Origin of the sequence: Amycolatopsis sp. lyj-84 (assembly GCF_046549075.1) — a bacterium.
Lineage (GTDB): Bacteria > Actinomycetota > Actinomycetes > Mycobacteriales > Pseudonocardiaceae > Amycolatopsis.
In genome coordinates, this window is sequence record NZ_JAJPWO010000002.1 from 361,612 (window position 1) to 377,615 (window position 16,004).

General features: G+C 69.6%; 14 protein-coding genes. 5 read left to right on the forward strand and 9 right to left on the reverse strand.

The window, feature by feature from the left end:
• Positions 1–197 precede the first annotated feature (197 nt).
• A complete protein-coding gene (locus tag ACLJRM_RS06690; RefSeq protein WP_410662580.1) occupies positions 198–1,760 on the reverse strand; it encodes a deoxyguanosinetriphosphate triphosphohydrolase family protein in 1,563 nt (520 codons plus the stop codon).
• A gap of 43 nt (positions 1,761–1,803) precedes the next feature.
• Between ACLJRM_RS06690 and ACLJRM_RS06695 the strand changes: the two genes are divergently transcribed.
• Both ACLJRM_RS06695 and ACLJRM_RS06700 read left to right on the forward strand, forming a co-directional pair.
• The gene (locus tag ACLJRM_RS06695; RefSeq protein WP_410662581.1) at positions 1,804–2,931 is read left to right on the forward strand and encodes a lycopene cyclase family protein; all 1,128 of its coding nucleotides are present in this window, start codon (positions 1,804–1,806) and stop codon (positions 2,929–2,931) included.
• A gap of 71 nt (positions 2,932–3,002) precedes the next feature.
• Positions 3,003–4,688, forward strand: a complete 1,686-nt coding sequence (locus ACLJRM_RS06700; RefSeq protein WP_101613088.1) for a GGDEF domain-containing protein — start codon at positions 3,003–3,005, stop codon at positions 4,686–4,688.
• Between the two features lie 3 nt (positions 4,689–4,691).
• Here ACLJRM_RS06700 and ACLJRM_RS06705 read toward each other — a convergent pair whose 3' ends face one another.
• From ACLJRM_RS06705 to ACLJRM_RS06715, 3 genes are read right to left on the reverse strand one after another with little or no spacing between them, the layout of a single operon-like run.
• Positions 4,692–5,852, reverse strand: a complete 1,161-nt coding sequence (locus ACLJRM_RS06705; protein ID WP_410662582.1) for a sulfotransferase family protein — start codon at positions 5,850–5,852, stop codon at positions 4,692–4,694.
• 10 nt (positions 5,853–5,862) lie between these two features.
• Entirely contained in the window at positions 5,863–6,642 is a 780-nt protein-coding gene (locus ACLJRM_RS06710; RefSeq protein WP_410662583.1) for an SDR family oxidoreductase, read from the reverse strand.
• 1 nt (position 6,643) lies between these two features.
• Complete coding sequence (locus ACLJRM_RS06715; protein ID WP_168214283.1) at positions 6,644–7,813, reverse strand: DUF1214 domain-containing protein; 1,170 nt, start codon at positions 7,811–7,813, stop codon at positions 6,644–6,646.
• A gap of 87 nt (positions 7,814–7,900) precedes the next feature.
• On the opposite strand from ACLJRM_RS06715, the gene ACLJRM_RS06720 reads away from it, so the two are divergent.
• Positions 7,901–8,776 carry a helix-turn-helix domain-containing protein gene (locus ACLJRM_RS06720; RefSeq protein WP_410662584.1) on the forward strand — a complete coding sequence of 292 codons (876 nt, stop codon included), beginning with the start codon at positions 7,901–7,903 and terminating at the stop codon, positions 8,774–8,776.
• A gap of 274 nt (positions 8,777–9,050) precedes the next feature.
• On the opposite strand, the gene ACLJRM_RS06725 is transcribed toward ACLJRM_RS06720, so the two are convergent.
• Complete coding sequence (locus ACLJRM_RS06725; RefSeq protein WP_101606809.1) at positions 9,051–9,527, reverse strand: nuclear transport factor 2 family protein; 477 nt, start codon at positions 9,525–9,527, stop codon at positions 9,051–9,053.
• 77 nt (positions 9,528–9,604) lie between these two features.
• Between ACLJRM_RS06725 and cysD the strand changes: the two genes are divergently transcribed.
• Together cysD and cysC are read left to right on the forward strand one after the other, a co-directional pair.
• Positions 9,605–10,513 carry a sulfate adenylyltransferase subunit CysD gene (cysD, locus tag ACLJRM_RS06730; protein WP_410662585.1) on the forward strand — a complete coding sequence of 303 codons (909 nt, stop codon included), beginning with the start codon at positions 9,605–9,607 and terminating at the stop codon, positions 10,511–10,513.
• Positions 10,513–12,342, forward strand: a complete 1,830-nt coding sequence (cysC, locus tag ACLJRM_RS06735; RefSeq protein WP_410662586.1) for an adenylyl-sulfate kinase — start codon at positions 10,513–10,515, stop codon at positions 12,340–12,342. Before cysD ends, cysC begins: the two co-directional genes overlap by 1 nt.
• Before the next feature lie 73 nt (positions 12,343–12,415).
• Here cysC and ACLJRM_RS06740 read toward each other — a convergent pair whose 3' ends face one another.
• The 4 genes from ACLJRM_RS06740 to ACLJRM_RS06755 are packed head-to-tail and all read right to left on the reverse strand — an operon-like array spanning position 12,416 to position 15,930.
• On the reverse strand, positions 12,416–13,453 hold the full coding sequence (locus tag ACLJRM_RS06740; RefSeq protein WP_101606806.1) for a serine hydrolase: 1,038 nt from the start codon (positions 13,451–13,453) through the stop codon (positions 12,416–12,418).
• Between the two features lie 18 nt (positions 13,454–13,471).
• Positions 13,472–14,125, reverse strand: coding sequence for a response regulator (locus ACLJRM_RS06745; protein ID WP_101613087.1), 654 nt, complete (start codon positions 14,123–14,125; stop codon positions 13,472–13,474).
• On the reverse strand, positions 14,122–15,351 hold the full coding sequence (locus ACLJRM_RS06750) for a sensor histidine kinase (protein ID WP_101606805.1): 1,230 nt from the start codon (positions 15,349–15,351) through the stop codon (positions 14,122–14,124). The genes ACLJRM_RS06745 and ACLJRM_RS06750 overlap by 4 nt, the downstream gene beginning before the upstream one ends.
• A gap of 9 nt (positions 15,352–15,360) precedes the next feature.
• Positions 15,361–15,930 carry a TetR/AcrR family transcriptional regulator gene (locus ACLJRM_RS06755; RefSeq protein ID WP_410605752.1) on the reverse strand — a complete coding sequence of 190 codons (570 nt, stop codon included), beginning with the start codon at positions 15,928–15,930 and terminating at the stop codon, positions 15,361–15,363.
• Positions 15,931–16,004: the final 74 nt, after the last annotated feature.

The window sequence follows — 16,004 nt, forward strand, 5'->3', positions numbered from 1 at the left end:
GCCTCCGATTCCTAGGCGCGTGCCCCGACTCACGCTGACCAATGCCGGCGATCACCGGCTGGATCAAGCTAAGTACCGCGCGTGCACCGTCGGCAGAGGCCGTTCGAGTGACGTCAGATGGGGATTTTCCGGTTTTGGCCGCAGAAGGTAGGCCGATCAGCGTAATCGTATGGTCACGGTGTGCTGGGGCACCGGCCTCAAAGGACGAACGAGTCCGACCACGGCTGCGAAGCGCGACCGGACAAGCCGTCCAAAAGGGTCACCGCCTGTTTGTCCGTCAGCGACGCCACGAAGTCGACCACCGCCCGGCCGCGCGCGAGCCCGCGCACGGCGTCGGCGCCGGTGACCGGTTCCCCGGTCGCTCCGATGAGCAGCTCCGGCGACCTCCGCGCGAGGTCGTTGAACTCCGACCGCGCCAGTTCCACCAGATCGTGCAGTCGTCGCGGGAGCCGGTAGAACTCGTCGCGGTCGAGCAGCCAGGCGTCGAGCGCGTCGACCAGCGTGGTCACCAGGCTCGCCTGTCCGCGCTGGTGCAGGGCCAGTTCCGGGCGCAGCAGCACGAACCGCCGGTGCACGAATTTCAGGACCTGCACCTCGTGCCACTGCGCGGGCCGCAGCGTGAGGTGCCCTGTCCGGGTCGAGGGTGACGGCACGACCTGCACGCCGTCGACGAGCCGCGCGGTCCACTTCGAGGAGAAGGCCGCGGTGACCTGTTCGGCCTCGATGGAACCGTCGAATCCGGTCGCGAGCAGGCCGTCGACGAGTTCGGCGCGGACACGGGCGACGGCGCTGGTGAAGGCGTCGTCGTCGACGATCCAGCCGTCCTTGGCGTGCATCCGGCGGCGCAGCCGTTCCAGCGAACGGCCGGGAAGCCGCCGTTCGGCGGTCAAGGTCGCGTCGTCGAGCCCGGCCAGGTCCAGCGCGTGGTCCACCCAGCCGGTGAACTCGGCCGCGACCGGCGCGTGCTGCAGAACGCCGATCCGGTGGAAGTCCTGGAGATCGTGGATGGCGTAGGCGATGTCGTCGGCGGTGTCCATCACGGACGCCTCGACGGTCTGCTGCCAGGGTTCGATCCGGCCGTCGAACGGCGCCCGCGCCTGGGCGAAGTCGTCGAGTTCGGTGCTGTAGGCGGAGAACTTGCTCGCGCCGGTGCCGGGGGCGTCGGCGGGTTCGGCCGCGCCGCGCGGCTGGACGTCCATCGACGTCGGATGCGGATCGGGCACGTGCAGCCGCGCCCACGGGTACTTCAGCACCGCGGCGCGCACCGCCGTGGTGAGGTCGAGCCCGGAGGCGGACGGGCCGCGGACGTCGGTCGTGGTGATGATCCGGAACGACTGCGCGTTGCCTTCGAATCCGTCGGCGAGGCCGAAGCGGTGCCGGGCGATCCGGTCGAGGGTCTGCTCCCCCAGATGCCCGAACGGCGGATGCCCCAGATCGTGCGCGAGCGCGGCCGCCTCGGCGACGTCCGGATCGCAGCCGCCCAGTTTCGCGGCGAGTTCGGCGGAATCGCTGCTCGCGTTGATCCGCTCGGCGATCGCGCGCGCGACCTGCGCGACCTTGAGGCTGTGCGTGAGCCGGTTGTGCAGCAGCCCGGAACCGCCGGCGCTGACCACCTGGGTCACCCCGCCGAGGCGGGCGAAGAACGGCGACGCGGCGATCCGGTCCCGGTCGATCCGGAACGGGCTCGTGGCGAGGTCGGTGAACCCGGCGTTTTCGCTCTCCGGATCACGCCGCCACGTCCTCGGGTCCGTCTGTTCCATGCGTCACACCGTATCCGTCGCGACGGCATGATGAGATGCCCAGGTGGCGGACGTGGTGATCGCGGGCGGCGGCCCGGCCGGGCGGGCGCTGGCGCGTGCCTGCGCGCGGCGAGGCCTGTCGACGATCCTGATCGACCCGGCGCCGGGCAGGCGGTGGCGGGCGACCTACGGGCTGTGGGCCGACGAACTGCCGTCGCTGCCCGAGAGCGCCGTCGCCTGCGCTCCGTCGAGGACACTCGCTTTCGGAACCGGACCGCACGTCCTCGACAGGCAGTACTTCGTCGTGGACAACGCCGGCCTGCGAGCGTGGCTGGACGGCGGCTACGACGTCTTCACCGGGACGGTGGCCGGCGTCGACCACGGACGGCTGGGCTCGTCGGTGCGGCTCGAGGACGGACGGGTCCTCGCGGCCGGCCTGTACGTCGACGCCTCCGGTGCCCGGCCGCGGGGAAACCGGTACGAACAGACGGCTTTCGGCGCCGTCCTCCCCGCCGAGGACGCGCTGCGGCTGGTCGGCAGCCCGGACACCGCCGTGTTCATGGACTGGCGTGGCAGCGAACAGGGCTTCCTGTACGTGCTGCCGCTCGGCGACGGCACCGTCCTGGTCGAGGAGACCTCGCTGGCACGCAAGCCCGGCCTGCCGCTGGAGCTCCTCGCGGCGCGGCTGCGTGCCCGCCTGACGGCTGCCGGGCTGACCTCACGGGGGCGCGAGGAGCGCGTGCGCATCGTGCTCGACGTGCCGGTGCCCCGGCGCGGCCGGACGGTGCCGTTCGGGGCTGCCGCCGGTCTGGTGCACCCGGCGACCGGATACAGCGTGGCGACCTCGGTGCGGCTCGCGGAACCGGTCGCCGACGCCATCGCCGAGGCATGGGACCGGGGACCCGCCGAGGCCGCGTCGGCCGCTCACCGGGCGCTGTGGCCCGCCTCGGCCCGCGCCGTGCACGGATTGCGGCGGCACGGGCTGCGGGCGCTGTGCGGGATGCCACCCGAACTGGTCCCGGTGTTCTTCGATCATTTCTTCACGCTGCCCATCGGGCTCCAGCGGGCCTTCACCACCGGTCGCGAAGACCTTCCGGGTACCGCCGAAGCGATGTCGACACTTTTCCGAACGGCGCCATGGCCGGTGAGAAAACACCTGATCGGGTGGCGTGCGTTACGCCGTTCTAGGTAACCCGGTGCAGCCATGATGAACATCAGTTGACACGTGTTTCGCTTCCCGCCGCATCCGGCGACCATACGAACGTGACGTTGCAGATCGCGGTCCGCTTCGCTTACCAGCCGTTGTACAGCCTCCACACCGGTGGCGTCGTCGCGTTCGAAGCCCTGGCGCGGCCGGGCCGCGGCACCGCCCACGAACTGCTCGCCGACGCCCGGCGCAGCGGCAAGCTGGCCGAGGTCGACATCGGCCTGGCCGCCGAAGCCGTCCGGCAGCAGAACGAGCCGCAGACCACCCTCCCCCTGCACCTGAACCTGTCCGCACGGACCCTGGCCGCACCCGTGTCCCGGTTCGACCCGCTGACCGAGGCGCTCAGCCTGTCCGGCCGCCGGACCAGGGACGTCGTGCTGGAGATCGGGCCGCCGTTCTCCCAGGTCCCCGCCGACCAGCTGCTCAGCGGGATGCGGCGGCTGACCGACCTCGGGTTCCGGCTCGCGCTCGACGGCCTCGGCCGCGGCGACCTCCCGCTCACGCTGCTCGCCTCCGCGCCGATCGACCTGGTGAAGCTGGACCGCAGCGTGCTGCGTGGCCTGCCGCACGACCCGGCCGCCGTCGCGGTGGTCGAGGCGGTGCTGCACTTCGCCTCGCGCACCGACAACCGGCTGGTCGCGACCGGGCTCGAGACCACCGAACAGCTGGAATCCGCGCGCAGGCTCGGGGTGCGGATCGCGCAGGGCAACCTGCTCGCCCCGCCCGACGGCAACCACGCGCCGCTGCCCGCGCCGGACGCGCCCGGCCCGTTCGTCCCCGGCACCGCGCGCGCCCGCCGCGTCGGCGATTTCCTCCGGCCCGCGAGCACCCTGCCGGAGGCCGCGACCTGTGACGCCGTCCGCGAGGTCCTGGCCGCCGCAGACGGGCCGAGCGGCATCGTCGGCATCGACGACCGGCACCGTCCACAGTGGTCGATCGACCGGACGCGGTTCCTGGTCGCGGTCACCGGGTTGTACGGCCATGCCCTGCACGCCAAACGGCCCGCGTCGCGGCTCGCCGACCGGCCGCACACGATCCACGCGGACGCGAGCGCGCTGGAGTTCCTCGAACTGGTCACCGACGCGGACTGGAGCCGGACCGGCGACGACGTCGTGGTGGTCGACGACCGCGGCCGGTGCGTCGGCGTGGTGCTGGTGAACGAGGTCCTCCGCGGAGTGGCCGAAGCGAAGGTCGAGGAGGCCGTCTCGCTGAGCCCGCTGACGCGCCTGCCCGGCAGTGACGCCGTCGCCAGGGACGTCGACCGCCGGATCAACGCGCGGGAGCCGTTCGTCGCGGCCTGGCTGGACGTCGACTCGTTCAAGACGGTCAACGACACCGCCGGGTTCGCCGCGGGCGACGACCTGATCCGCACGCTCGGCCGGACGCTCACCGACCTGGAGTCACGGCTGCGCAGGATGCGCGTCAGCCATGTCGGCGGGGACGATTTCCTGATCGCCTGCGACGTCGACGAGATCGGCACGATCGCCGCCGCGCTGCTGGACACGGCGTGGTCGGCCGACGAGCTGCCGGTGACGGTTTCCCTCGCGACCCTGGTCTGCGGGAACGGCGCGATCCGGTCCTACAAGGACGCTTCCCGGCTCCTGGCGCCGTTGAAGAAGCGCGCCAAGGAGGTCCCCGGGTCGAGCTGGGTGCTCGGGCGGCCGGGGTCGGAACGCGTCGAGGTGCTGCGCGGGATCACCACCCGAGGTCTCCCCGCCCAACGCGCCGCCGCCGGCTTCTGACCCTCAGAGGTCGTGGGCGGCGCGGTAGGTGGAGAAGCGTTCGTCGACCTCGCCCGCGGTGAGCCCGAAGTCCGCGAGGTCGTACCGGTGCACGGGTTTCCTTTCCCCGGAACGGCTTTCGGCGTGCACGACGGTCATCGCGTCCCGGGCTTCGCCGCTCAGCGGCAACCCGAAGTGGCGGTAGACGCCCTCGACGGTGCCGATCGGGTCGGCGACGAAATCCTCGTACCGGACATCGCAGAACTGCGCCGGATCGTGCCGCGCCCGCGCTTCGAGCGACCTTTCCGCGCCGCGTGCCCACAGCTCCAGCTGATCACGGCCGATCACGTCGCCGCGGAAGACGTCGGACCAGCCTTCCGAAGCCTGCTCGTTCAAACTGCACACCGACGCGACGATCGTGCTCGGCGCGCGGTGGGTCTGGACGATCAGCGCGTCCGGGTAGACCTCCAGCAGAGCGTCGAGCGCGAAGAGGTGACTCGGGTTCTTGAGCACCCAGCGGCGCCCGGCGTCGGGCAGGCCGATCAGCTGCAGATTGCGCCGGTGCCTGCGATACGCGTCGGTCCAGCCCTGGCCGTCCAGCCAGCGCGAGTACGACGGCACGTGCGCGAGGCATTCGTAGGACACCGATTTCAGCGACTGCCGCAGCAGTTGCCAGCATTCCTCGACCTGGCCCGCGGACATATGGTGCAGGCCCATGAATTCGGGATGCTCGACGTGGTGCTTCTCGTAGCCCGCCTGGATTCCTTGGAAGACCGGGTTTTCCGCCCAGGTCTCACGCGGAGGCCGCGGTTGCGGCACCTCGGTCAGCCAGACCTCCAGACCTTGGTGCGCCGGATCCTCGGTGAGCAGCCGGTGCAGTGCCGTTGTCCCGGTGCGTGGCAGGCCGGTGACGAAAATGGGTCGCTCGACGGGAACCCCGGCGTACTCCGGATGCTGTTTCCAGGACGCCTCGCTCAACGACCTCGCCACCAAAGCGCCCCGCAGGAACGCGCGATGGACCTTGTTGCCGTACGGGGTCAACCCCGCCTCGCCGGCGTAGGAATCCAGCAGTACGCGGAGGCCTTCGAGATGGTCTTCGCCACCGAAATCGTCCAGTCCGGTGAGTTTCGCCGCCGACGCGTGGAGATCCTCCACCGTGCCGACGTTTTCCCGACCTGGCAGCATGCTTTCCCCTTCAGTGGTGGTATTCGCCGGCGTTGACGTCGAGGCACTGACCGGTGACGCACCGGGCGAGTGACGAGGCCAGGAACACGACGGTGTCGGCGATCTCGTCCGGCTCCGGCAGGCGGCGCAGGTCGATCGTCTCCGCGGTCTCGGCGTACACCTGCTCCGGCGTCACGCCCCGTTCCTTGGCCAGGTAGGCGAAATACCACTTCAGCGAGTCCGCCCAGATATAGCCGGGTGCCACGGAGTTGACCCGGATCCCGCGCGGTCCGAGCTCCGAGGCGAGACTCTGCGCGAGCGCGAGGAGGCTCGACTTCGCCATCTTGTAGGCGCCGAACGTGCGCCGGGAATGCCGGAGCACGGCCGAATTGATCATCACCACCGAACCGCCGCTCTCCTGGAGCGAGGGCGTGAACAGTCGCGTGAGCCGGAGCGCGGCGAGGACGTTGGTCTCGAAGCCCGCCCGGACGTCGGCCAGGTCGACGTCGGCGAGATCCATGATCGGCGGGATGGCGAAAGCGTTGTTCACCAACGCATCCACTCGGCCGAACGCCTTCAAAGCGGCTTCGGCGAGGTTCGCGGCCGAAGCGTCGTCGGTGATGTCGGTGGGCACGGTGACCGCGCGACGGCCGAGCGCGTCGATCTCCTTGGCGACCTCCGCGAGCCGCGATTCGGTGCGGGCGGCGAGAACCACGTCGGCACCCGCGACGGCACCGCGCACGGCGATGGACCTGCCGAGCCCCGGCCCGACGCCGGAAACCACGATCACCTTGTCCTTCAAGAGGTCCATGTCAGCCCAGCATCCTCGACGCGACGGCCGTCTGGCGAGCCGAGATCCGGTCCGACCATTCCTCCGGGGTCACGCGCGCCTCGTCGTGGAACGGCAACCTGTCGGCGAGTTCGCCGAACTTCACCACCTCGACCTCGGGACCGTCGGCCACCTCCAGCGCGCGGGAGAGCCGCTGCCACCGGATCTGGACGTACCCGCGATCGTGACCGGTCCGTTCGAGCCAGTTGGCCAGGCCCGGGTCGCGTTCGCTGATCACGAACCGGATCTTGCCGTCCGGGTCGACGCGCGCCTGGTCGGAAGTGAGGCTCGTCTGGTGGTTGATGTAGTCCAGCGAGAGATACCAGATGCTGCCGAGCTGGATGCCTTGATAGGGCGCGTCCGAGCGCGGCACCGTCACGATCATGACCTCTTCGTCGCCGAGTTCGTAGTGCCCGGCCGACGAATACTGCGTGGTCAGGCCGCCCGGCGTCGGACGCGGTTCGGTCATCGTGTTGACCGGCAGGTTCAGGTAGAACCACTTCGGGAAGGCGAGGAAGGTCCGCAACCTGCTCAACAGGATCTTGCCGGTGACGCCGTAGCGTTTGGCCAGCACGTCGCGGGTGAGCGGCGCGGGTGAGCCACCCGCGGTGTCCGCGCACTGGATCTGGATCGTGCCGCGGCGTTCGGTGGCCCAGTCGCTGTGGACCTCGCGCACCACGAGCATCGACGAACCCGGGCCGAGGATGAAGTAGTTGGGGCCGGGGTCGGGTTTCGCCGGTCCGAAGCGGAGTTCGAACGAGCCGTCCTCGGCGATCTCGATCTCGCGGTCGTCGAACGCGGCGAGACTGTCCGGCACCTCGACGGGCGAGTAGTCGCCGTTGAGGACCTGGAAACTGAGGTCGGCCGTGCTCCCCCGCGTCCCGGTGACGACGTACTCGCGGTCCTCGCGGATGTTCGCGTTGAAGTACAGCGTGTCCGGGTTGTCCAGGCCCATCTTCGTGTACGGCCCGGTGGACTGGGTGAAGTACGGATAGTCCCGTTCGTAGGCCCACGCCATCTGGAGGGACGCGCGGATGCTTCCGGCGAGGTAGTCGTAGCCCTCGACCAGGTCCTGTTCGGTCCGGATGTGCGGTGCCTCCGCGATGACCTTCTCGGCTTCGACGATCGCGTCCGCGAACGGTTGAGTGAGCACCGGCGACTCCTCATGCTGGTACAAATACGTACCGACTTGGTACGTTCTTCGCGACAACAGACTAGAACGCGTTCTAAGGATGGGTCAATGACTCGGCGCTCTCCGCCCACCGAGCGGGTCGTGCGGCTGCTCGACTTCTTCGCCGCGCGCCCCGGACGGCGCTTCGGCCTCTCGGAACTCGCGCGCGAACTGGACCTGGCCAAACCGACCTGCCTCGGCATCGTGACCGAACTGGCCGCGGGCGGTTACCTGGTCCGGGATCCGCGTCCGGTCACGTACCGGCTCGGGCCGGCGATGATCGCCGCGGGCCGTGTCGCGGGCGAGGGTTTCGGCGCGAGCGAGGTCGCGCGGCGGCATCTGGAGGACCTGAGCAGGCGATACGGCGCCACGTGCACGGCGTCGGCCGTGGTCGGCGACCGGATCCTGATGCTGCAGAGCGCCGGTCCCGGCCGGGTCAAACTCGGCGAGACCTATCCGTTCGCGCCGCCGGTCGGGCTGATGTACGTGCTGTGGGATTCCGACGCGGCGTTCGACGCGTGGCTCGCGAAGCCCCCGGCGGTGCCGGTGCGGCTGGACGAAGCGCACCTGCGCCGCGTCGTCGCCGAATGCCGCGAACACGGCTACCTGGTGGAAAGCCTGACCTCCGCGGGACGGCGGCTCTACGCCCTGATGGCCGGGGTGGGCGCGGAGGAACTGCCGCCGGAGGTGCGCGGCCTGGTCGGGGAGCTCGTCTCGAGCCTCGGCGAGCGCGTCTACCTCGGCGCCGATCTCGAACCGCGCCACAAGCACGCGGTGAGCCTGCTCGCGGCGCCGACGTTCGACGCCTCCGGACGGCAAGAGCTGGTGCTCACACTGTCGGTCGGCGAGCCGATCACCGGCGCGGAGATCGCGCGCCGGGGCGCGGCGCTGGTCGCGACCGCCGACGCCGTCACCGCCGAATCCGGCGGCCTCTCCCGCAAGTAGTCCTCTAGTTGCGATCCTTGCCACGGCCTGGAAGTACGTGAAGGCCTCCTTCCCTACTTTGAGGGTTGGGAAGGAGGCCTTCACTACGTCACCCCCGCCAAAGGCACCGAGGGATCGCGCCCCAAGGGCACCAGCAGTACGTGAAGGCCCCCTTCATTGCGTCTAGCGCAGTGAAGGGGGCCTTCACGTACTTGCGCAAAGCGCCCCGGCGGCCTCTCCCGCAAGTAGTCCTCTAGTTGCGATCCTTGCGCGTGCAACTACCGCAACTAGAGGACTACTTGCGGGGTGGGGACCATAGGTTCGCGGTGAGCTTGAAGCTCGGCAAGTCGGCGGTCGACGTCATCGTTTCGTACAGCCGGTCGTACTGGGTCGAGGCGGTCAGCCACTCGCCGTCGACCCGCCGATAGGTGTCCTCGTAGTACGCCGCGCCTTCGATCACCACGTGATGCTCGGGCACGATCACCTTGTCCCGCATCAGCCACGTGCCCGTCGCGGTGTCGCCGTCGACGTCGATCTCCGGCTGCCCGGCGAAATGCACCGTGATGACGCCGGGCCCGACGGCGTTCCGGAAGAACCCGATGATCTCGTCGCGGCCATCGAAGGTCAGGGGCTTGCCGTACGACGGCGTGCCGTAGCGCGCGTGCGCGTCGGCGGTCAGGGTCCCGGCCATCTCGTCCCACAGCTTGAGGTCGAGGCACCGGAGGTAACGGGCTTTGAGGCGTCGGATCTCTTCGAGCGCGACCAGGTCCATGCCGACAGCGTCCTCCTCCCCTTGACCAAGCACAAGAACTTGTTCTACTTTTCTGATCTCGAACCACGGAGGTCACGATGGCGTCCCCGGCCTACGAGCTCACCCATCTCGAAGCACTCGAAGCCGAAGCCGTGCACATCTTCCGGGAGGTCGCGGCGACCTTCGAACGGCCGGTGCTGCTGTTCTCCGGCGGCAAGGACTCGATGGTGATGCTCCACGTGGCGGCCAAAGCCTTCTGGCCGTCGCCGCCGCCCTTCCCGGTGATGCACGTCGACACCGGGCACAACTTCGACGAGGTCATCGAGTTCCGGGACCGCACGGCCGCCACCTACGGCCTCCGGCTCGTCGTCACCAGTGTGCAGGACGACATCGACGCGGGCCGGGTCGTCGAAGACCCCAGGGCCGGCCGGAACCGCCTCCAGACCGCCGCCCTGTTGCGCGGCATCCGCGAGCATTCCTTCGACGCGGTCTTCGGCGGCGCCCGGCGCGACGAGGAGAAGGCCCGCGCCAAGGAACGGGTGTTCAGTTTCCGCGACGAGTTCGGCCAATGGGATCCGCGCAATCAGCGCCCGGAGCTTTGGGATCTCTACAACGGCAGGCACCGCAAAGGTGAGCACATCCGCGTCTTCCCGCTGTCGAACTGGACCGAGCTCGACATCTGGCAGTACATCGAAGCCGAGGACGTCGATCTGCCGTCGATCTACTATTCGCACCGGCGCCCGGTCGTCCAACGGGACGGCATGCTGCTCGCGCACACCCGCTTCCTCGCCTTGAGCGAAGGCGAAAGTCCTTACGAGGCAACGGTTCGCTTCCGCACCGTCGGCGACGCGACCTGTACCGGCTGCGTCGAGTCGACGGCGATGTCGCCGGGCGAAGTGGTCGCCGAGGTGGCCGCCAGCAGGCTCACCGAACGCGGCGCCACCCGCGCCGACGACCGGATCTCCGAGGCCGGAATGGAAGACCGGAAGAAGGAAGGCTACTTCTGATGGGCGCTTCACAGCTGGTCCGCCTCGCGACCGCGGGCAGCGTCGACGACGGGAAGTCGACCCTGATCGGCCGCCTGCTGTTCGACTCGAAGACGGTGTTCACCGACCAGCTCGAAGCCATCGAACGCACCAGCCGCGCCCGCGGCGAGGCGTACCCCAACCTCGCGCTGCTCACCGACGGCCTGCGCGCCGAACGCGAACAGGGCATCACGATCGACGTCGCCCATCGGTATTTCGCGACGCCTCAACGGAAGTTCATCATCGCCGACACCCCGGGACACGTGCAGTACACCCGGAACATGGTCACCGGGGCGTCCACGGCGGACCTCGCGCTGATCCTGATCGACGCCCGCAAAGGCGTACTCGAACAGTCGCGGCGGCACGCCTTCCTGGCGAGCCTCCTGGGCATCCCGCATCTGGTGCTGTGCGTCAACAAAATGGACCTCGTCGGCTGGTCGCAGGAACGCTTCGACGAGATCCGTGAGGACTTCCGCCGTTTCGCCATGAAACTCCAGGTCCACGACCTGACCTTCATCCCGATGTCGGCGCTGCACGGCGACAACGTCGTGCACCGGGGCGCCAGTATGCCCTGGTACGAGGGCACTTCCCTGCTGCACCACCTCGAACAGGTGCACGTGGCCTCGGATCGCAACCTCATCGACGCGCGCTTCCCGGTGCAGTACGTCATCCGGGAACACAGCCGCGATTTCCGCGGGTACGCGGGCACCGTCGCGGGCGGGGTGTTCAAACCCGGTGACGAGGTCACCGTGCTGCCGTCCGGTTTCACCACGACGGTGCGCGCGATCTGGGGGCCGGGCGGCACCACGATCACCGAAGCCTTCGCCTCGCAGGCCGTCACGATCGAACTCGCCGACGACCTCGACCTCGGCCGCGGCGACCTGATCTGCCGTCCCGGCAACCGCCCGCACACCAGCCGTGACGTCGACGCGATGGTGTGCTGGTTCTCCGAGCAGGGAACCTTGTCCCCCGGGGCGAACTACCTCGTCCGGCACACCACCCGCGAGACCAAGGCCGAGATCCGCGACCTCGACTACCGGCTCGACGTCACCACCCTGCATCGCGACGAGACCGCGCAAGCGTTGTCCCTCAACGAGATCGGCCGGATCCGGCTGCGCACCCGGCAACCGCTGCTGTTCGATTCCTACCGCCGCAACCGGTCCACCGGCGGTTTCCTCCTCGTCGACGAGCATTCCGGGGCGACGGTCGCGGCCGGGATGATCACCGGCCCGAGCGTGACGGCGTCGAACGTCGTCTGGCACACCGCCGCGGTCACCAGGACCGAACGCGCGACGCGCGGGCTCACCGTCTGGCTCACCGGGCTTTCCGCGTCCGGCAAATCGAGTGTGGCCGTCGAACTGGAGCGGCGCCTGGTGGCGTCCGGCAGGCCCGCGTATCTGCTGGACGGCGACAACCTCCGGCACGGGCTGAACGGGAACCTCGGCTTCAGCCCGGCCGATCGCGCCGAGAACGTCCGGCGCGTCGCGGAGGTCGCGAAGCTGTTCGCCGACGCCGGTGTGGTGTCGGTGGTTTCGCTGATCAGCCCGTACCGGGCCGACCGCGAACTCGCCCGCGCCGCGCACGAAGCCGCCGGGCTGCCGTTCCTGGAGGTCTTCGTCGACACCCCGCTCGAGGTCTGCGAAGACCGCGACCCCAAGGGGATGTACGCGAAGGCGAGGGCGGGCGAGATCAAGGGGTTCACCGGGGTGGACGCTCCCTACGAACGTCCCGAGACCCCGGACCTGGTGCTACGGCCCGAAAACGGCGATCCCGCTTCGATGGCCGCGCTGATCCTCGCCGCCCTCGAGTAGCTGAAGGGGACTTTCCCCGCATGCGATGCGGGGAAAGCGCCCTTCGCCGCGTCCTATGCGGGGAAAGCGTCCTTCAGCCGCCGTTGGAGGCCCGATACGGAGCGGCAGCGTAGGTTCGGGCCGTGGCGGCGGTCAGCTTCTCGACCGAACGGAACATCGTCTTCCCGAGCTTCGCCCGCGCCTTCAGCGCCGGATGCGTCGCGGCGTAGTCATCCTTGGTGACCGCCGGGTCGCCCGCGAACGCGCCCGACGCGAACAGCGAGTACGTCAGGATCGGCTTGCCGTCGGCGCTGAACATCACGCCCGCCTCGTTGCGGCCGTCGTTGAACCAGCCGGCCTTCGTGGCGACCCGCAGCCGCTCGGCCGAGGTCAGGCCGAGCCGCACCCCGTCGGTGAACGCACTCAGCGAGCGCAGGATGTTCAGCAGGTACTCGGTGGACTTCGCCGAAAGCAGCGTCCCGCCGACCAGTTTCCGCAGCAGCGTATGCGTCTCGGCCGGGGTCGTCTTGCCGAGGAAGAAGCGGTTCGGGTTGGCCACCGGGACGACCTGGGTGCGCACGAATCCCTTGCCGCGCAGGATCTCGTTGACCTCCGCGGCGGGGCAGACCAGCCCGCACAGGCGGACGGCGGTGTTGTCGGACAGCGTCAGCAGCGCGGCCATCGCGTGCCCGAGCGTCACCGAACTCGGATACGCGCCGTCCAGGGCGAAGATGCCGTCGGTGTCCTTGATGACGATGTCGGCCGTGACGTCGACGCGCTGGTCCAAGGTGAGCAGTCCGCGGTCGATCTTGTCGAGTACCGCGGTGGCGACCGCGATCTTGTTGACGCTGTAGGCCTCGACGACCTCGTCGGCCCGCTCGGAGACGGCGGTGACCAGGTTCCCGTCGGAGTCCGCGACGCTGACGTGAGACGACCAGGTGCCGCCCGCCTTCGCGGTTTCCCGGGCGTAGACCTGGAAAATCCGGCGAGCGGCGGCCGACGCGTCTTTGGCCGCGGTGTCCGATTCGGACTCTTCGGCGGCTTGGGCGAGCTGCGCTGTCCCGAGGACCGCGCCCGCGGCGGCGACCGTTCCCAGCCCCAGCACGCGACGGCGGTTGACGTTCGTATCCACCACGGAACCCTACCGCGTTCAGCCCGCCGGTGTGACGAATCCGGTGTCGTAGGCCTTGATCACCGCTTGTGTCCGGTCCCTCGCTCCGAGTTTCGCCAGGACGTTCCCGACGTGCGTCTTCACCGTCTGCACGCCGAGGTACAGCTCTCCCGCGATCTCCACATTGGACAGTCCGCTCGCCATCAGCCGCAGCACCTCGCGTTCGCGTTCGGTGAGCCCCGCGTCGGCGAGACCGTCCTGCGGGCCCCGGTTCGCCTGCTGCGCGGCCAGCCGCCGGATCGCGGCCGGGAACAGCAGCGACTCCCCCGCCGCCACCGTCCGGATCGCCGAGACGATCTCCTCGGGCCTGGTCCGCTTCAGCAGGAAGCCGCTCGCGCCGGCGAGCAGGGCGTCGTAGACGTAGTCGTCGTTCTCGAAGGTGGTCACCACGATCACCTTGGGCGGATTGTCCATAGTGGACATCAGATGCGTGGTCGCGCGGATCCCGTCGACCGAAGGCATCCGGACGTCCATCAGCACGACGTCGGGCCGGAACCGCGAGACCAGGCCCGGCACCTCGGCGCCGTCGGACGCCTCGCCCACGACCTCCAGATCCGGCTCGGAGGCGACGATCGCCCGCAGCCCCGCCCGGATCAGCTGTTCGTCGTCGACCAGCAGCACCCCGATGCTCATCGCCGTTTCCCCCATGGCACCGCCACCTCGACCTTCCAGAATCCGTCCGCGCGCCCCGCGGTGATCGTGCCGCCGAGCACGTCCACCCGTTCCGCCATTCCCCGCAGTCCCCGGCCGCCCCCGTCGCGTGACGGAACCGCGGCGCCGAGCGGGTTGGACACCCGCAGCGACAGCAGTTCCGAGCCGGCGTCGACGAGCACCGTCACCGGCACCTTACCGGCGTGCCGCAACGCGTTCGTCAGGCATTCCTGCAGGATCCGGTACGCCTCGCGGGAGACGACCGGCGGCACCGACGACGGTTCGCCCCGCACCTCCGCCGTCACCTCGGCGCCCGCCAGCCGCGTGGCTTCGACCAGCGCGGACAGCTCCGTCAGCCCGGATTGCGGCGCCCGCGACGACGCCTCCTCGCGCAGCAGTCCGAGCACGTGGTCGAGGTCGTCCAGCGCGGCACGGGCGGAATCCTCGATCGCGGTGAGCGCCTGTTCCGTGAAGTCCGGATCGGTGCGCAAGGTCCGGCGCGCGGCCCCGGCCTGGATGGTCACGACGCTCAGCGCGTGCCCGACCGAGTCGTGCAGTTCCCGCGCCAGCCGATTGCGTTCGGCGAGTTGTTCGGTGCGTTTCTCCAGCTGGGCAATCCGCTCGGCGGCCGAGACGCCCAGCAGGCTGCGGGCGACGCGGGTCAGCACCGCGCCCGCTCCCCACACCACGTACGCCAGCGCGACGACGCCCAGCAGGAAGGCCAGCGGGATCCACGCGCTCGCCCAGCCGGCCGGTACCACGATCGGATCCTCTGTGGACAGTGCTATCCGGCCGGTGAACGGGGCCGCGACGGTGAAACCGAAGCCGACCGGGACGAACAGGCTCGCCAGGCTGAGGACGCACCCCGTGCCCACGTGCAGCAGGTACATCGCCGTCGACCGCAGCCGGACGGGCCAGCTCCCCGCGGGCCCGAACGTCACTCCCGGCACGGGATCGTCCAGCAGTTCCCGGACGGCCGCGCCCTCCAGCACCCGGACGGCGGGGATGAACGACGACGCGATGATCACCAGGACGACGGTGATCATCGCGATGACGACCCCGCGCTCCACCGTCACGACGAGCGGTAACAGCGAAGGCACCACGATGGCGGCGAAGAGCACATACGGCACGCTCAAGGCGCCACCGAGGATGAAGTACACCCACCGGCGATAGGTCGCCCGATCCACGAGCGGGCCGAAAAGTCGCATGCGCTCTTTCTAGCCTGTGCCCGCCTCGCGCGGATCCCTCAGCAGTATCTCCGCGATCTCCCTCGCCAGGGTGACCCGGTGCGCGTCGCCGTCGATACCGGTGTGCGCGACAGCGCCTTCCAGCAAGAGGAAGAGCTGTTCCGCGAGCCGTTGCGGATCGGCCGCACCCGGGACGTCCTCGCGGAGGAGTTCGGCGAACTTCGCCCGGACCGCCGCCTTGTGCCGCCGGATCACGTCGAGTCCGGGATGACCGGCGGGCAGCTCGGCCGCCGCGTTGAGGAACGCGCACCCCCGGTCGCTCCCGAGCTTCGGGTGATCGACGTAGGCGTCGAAGACCGTCAGCGCCCGGGGTGTGCCGGCCTCGGCCAGCCGCTGTTCCAGGTACGCCCACCAGACGTCGTGACGGCTTCGCAGGTACGCGACCGTCAGGTCCGTCTTCGATCCGAAGCACGCGTACAGCGTCTTCTTCGTGACGCCCGCGGCCTCGGCGATCGCCGCGACGCCCACGGCGTTCAGCCCGTCTCGGTAGAACAACGTGCTCGCCGCGCTCAGGACACGCTCGCCCGCCGGTGTCAGCATGCCTCGACTATACCGATCGGTTGACCTGAGCGCGAAATGCAGGAACACTCCCCGAGTATACCGATCGGTATACC

What these genes read in the sequence shown, in the direction of transcription:
- cysD (WP_410662585.1), top strand. Translation starts at nt 9,605, where the DNA reads ATGGCGTCCCCGGCCTACGAGCTCACCCATCTCGAAGCACTCGAAGCC.
- ACLJRM_RS06750 (WP_101606805.1), bottom strand. Translation starts at nt 15,351, where the DNA reads ATGCGACTTTTCGGCCCGCTCGTGGATCGGGCGACCTATCGCCGGTGG.
- cysC (WP_410662586.1), top strand. Translation starts at nt 10,513, where the DNA reads ATGGGCGCTTCACAGCTGGTCCGCCTCGCGACCGCGGGCAGCGTCGAC.
- ACLJRM_RS06705 (WP_410662582.1), bottom strand. Translation starts at nt 5,852, where the DNA reads ATGCTGCCAGGTCGGGAAAACGTCGGCACGGTGGAGGATCTCCACGCG.
- ACLJRM_RS06755 (WP_410605752.1), bottom strand. Translation starts at nt 15,930, where the DNA reads ATGCTGACACCGGCGGGCGAGCGTGTCCTGAGCGCGGCGAGCACGTTG.
- ACLJRM_RS06745 (WP_101613087.1), bottom strand. Translation starts at nt 14,125, where the DNA reads ATGAGCATCGGGGTGCTGCTGGTCGACGACGAACAGCTGATCCGGGCG.
- ACLJRM_RS06720 (WP_410662584.1), top strand. Translation starts at nt 7,901, where the DNA reads ATGACTCGGCGCTCTCCGCCCACCGAGCGGGTCGTGCGGCTGCTCGAC.
- ACLJRM_RS06690 (WP_410662580.1), bottom strand. Translation starts at nt 1,760, where the DNA reads ATGGAACAGACGGACCCGAGGACGTGGCGGCGTGATCCGGAGAGCGAA.
- ACLJRM_RS06710 (WP_410662583.1), bottom strand. Translation starts at nt 6,642, where the DNA reads ATGGACCTCTTGAAGGACAAGGTGATCGTGGTTTCCGGCGTCGGGCCG.
- ACLJRM_RS06725 (WP_101606809.1), bottom strand. Translation starts at nt 9,527, where the DNA reads ATGGACCTGGTCGCGCTCGAAGAGATCCGACGCCTCAAAGCCCGTTAC.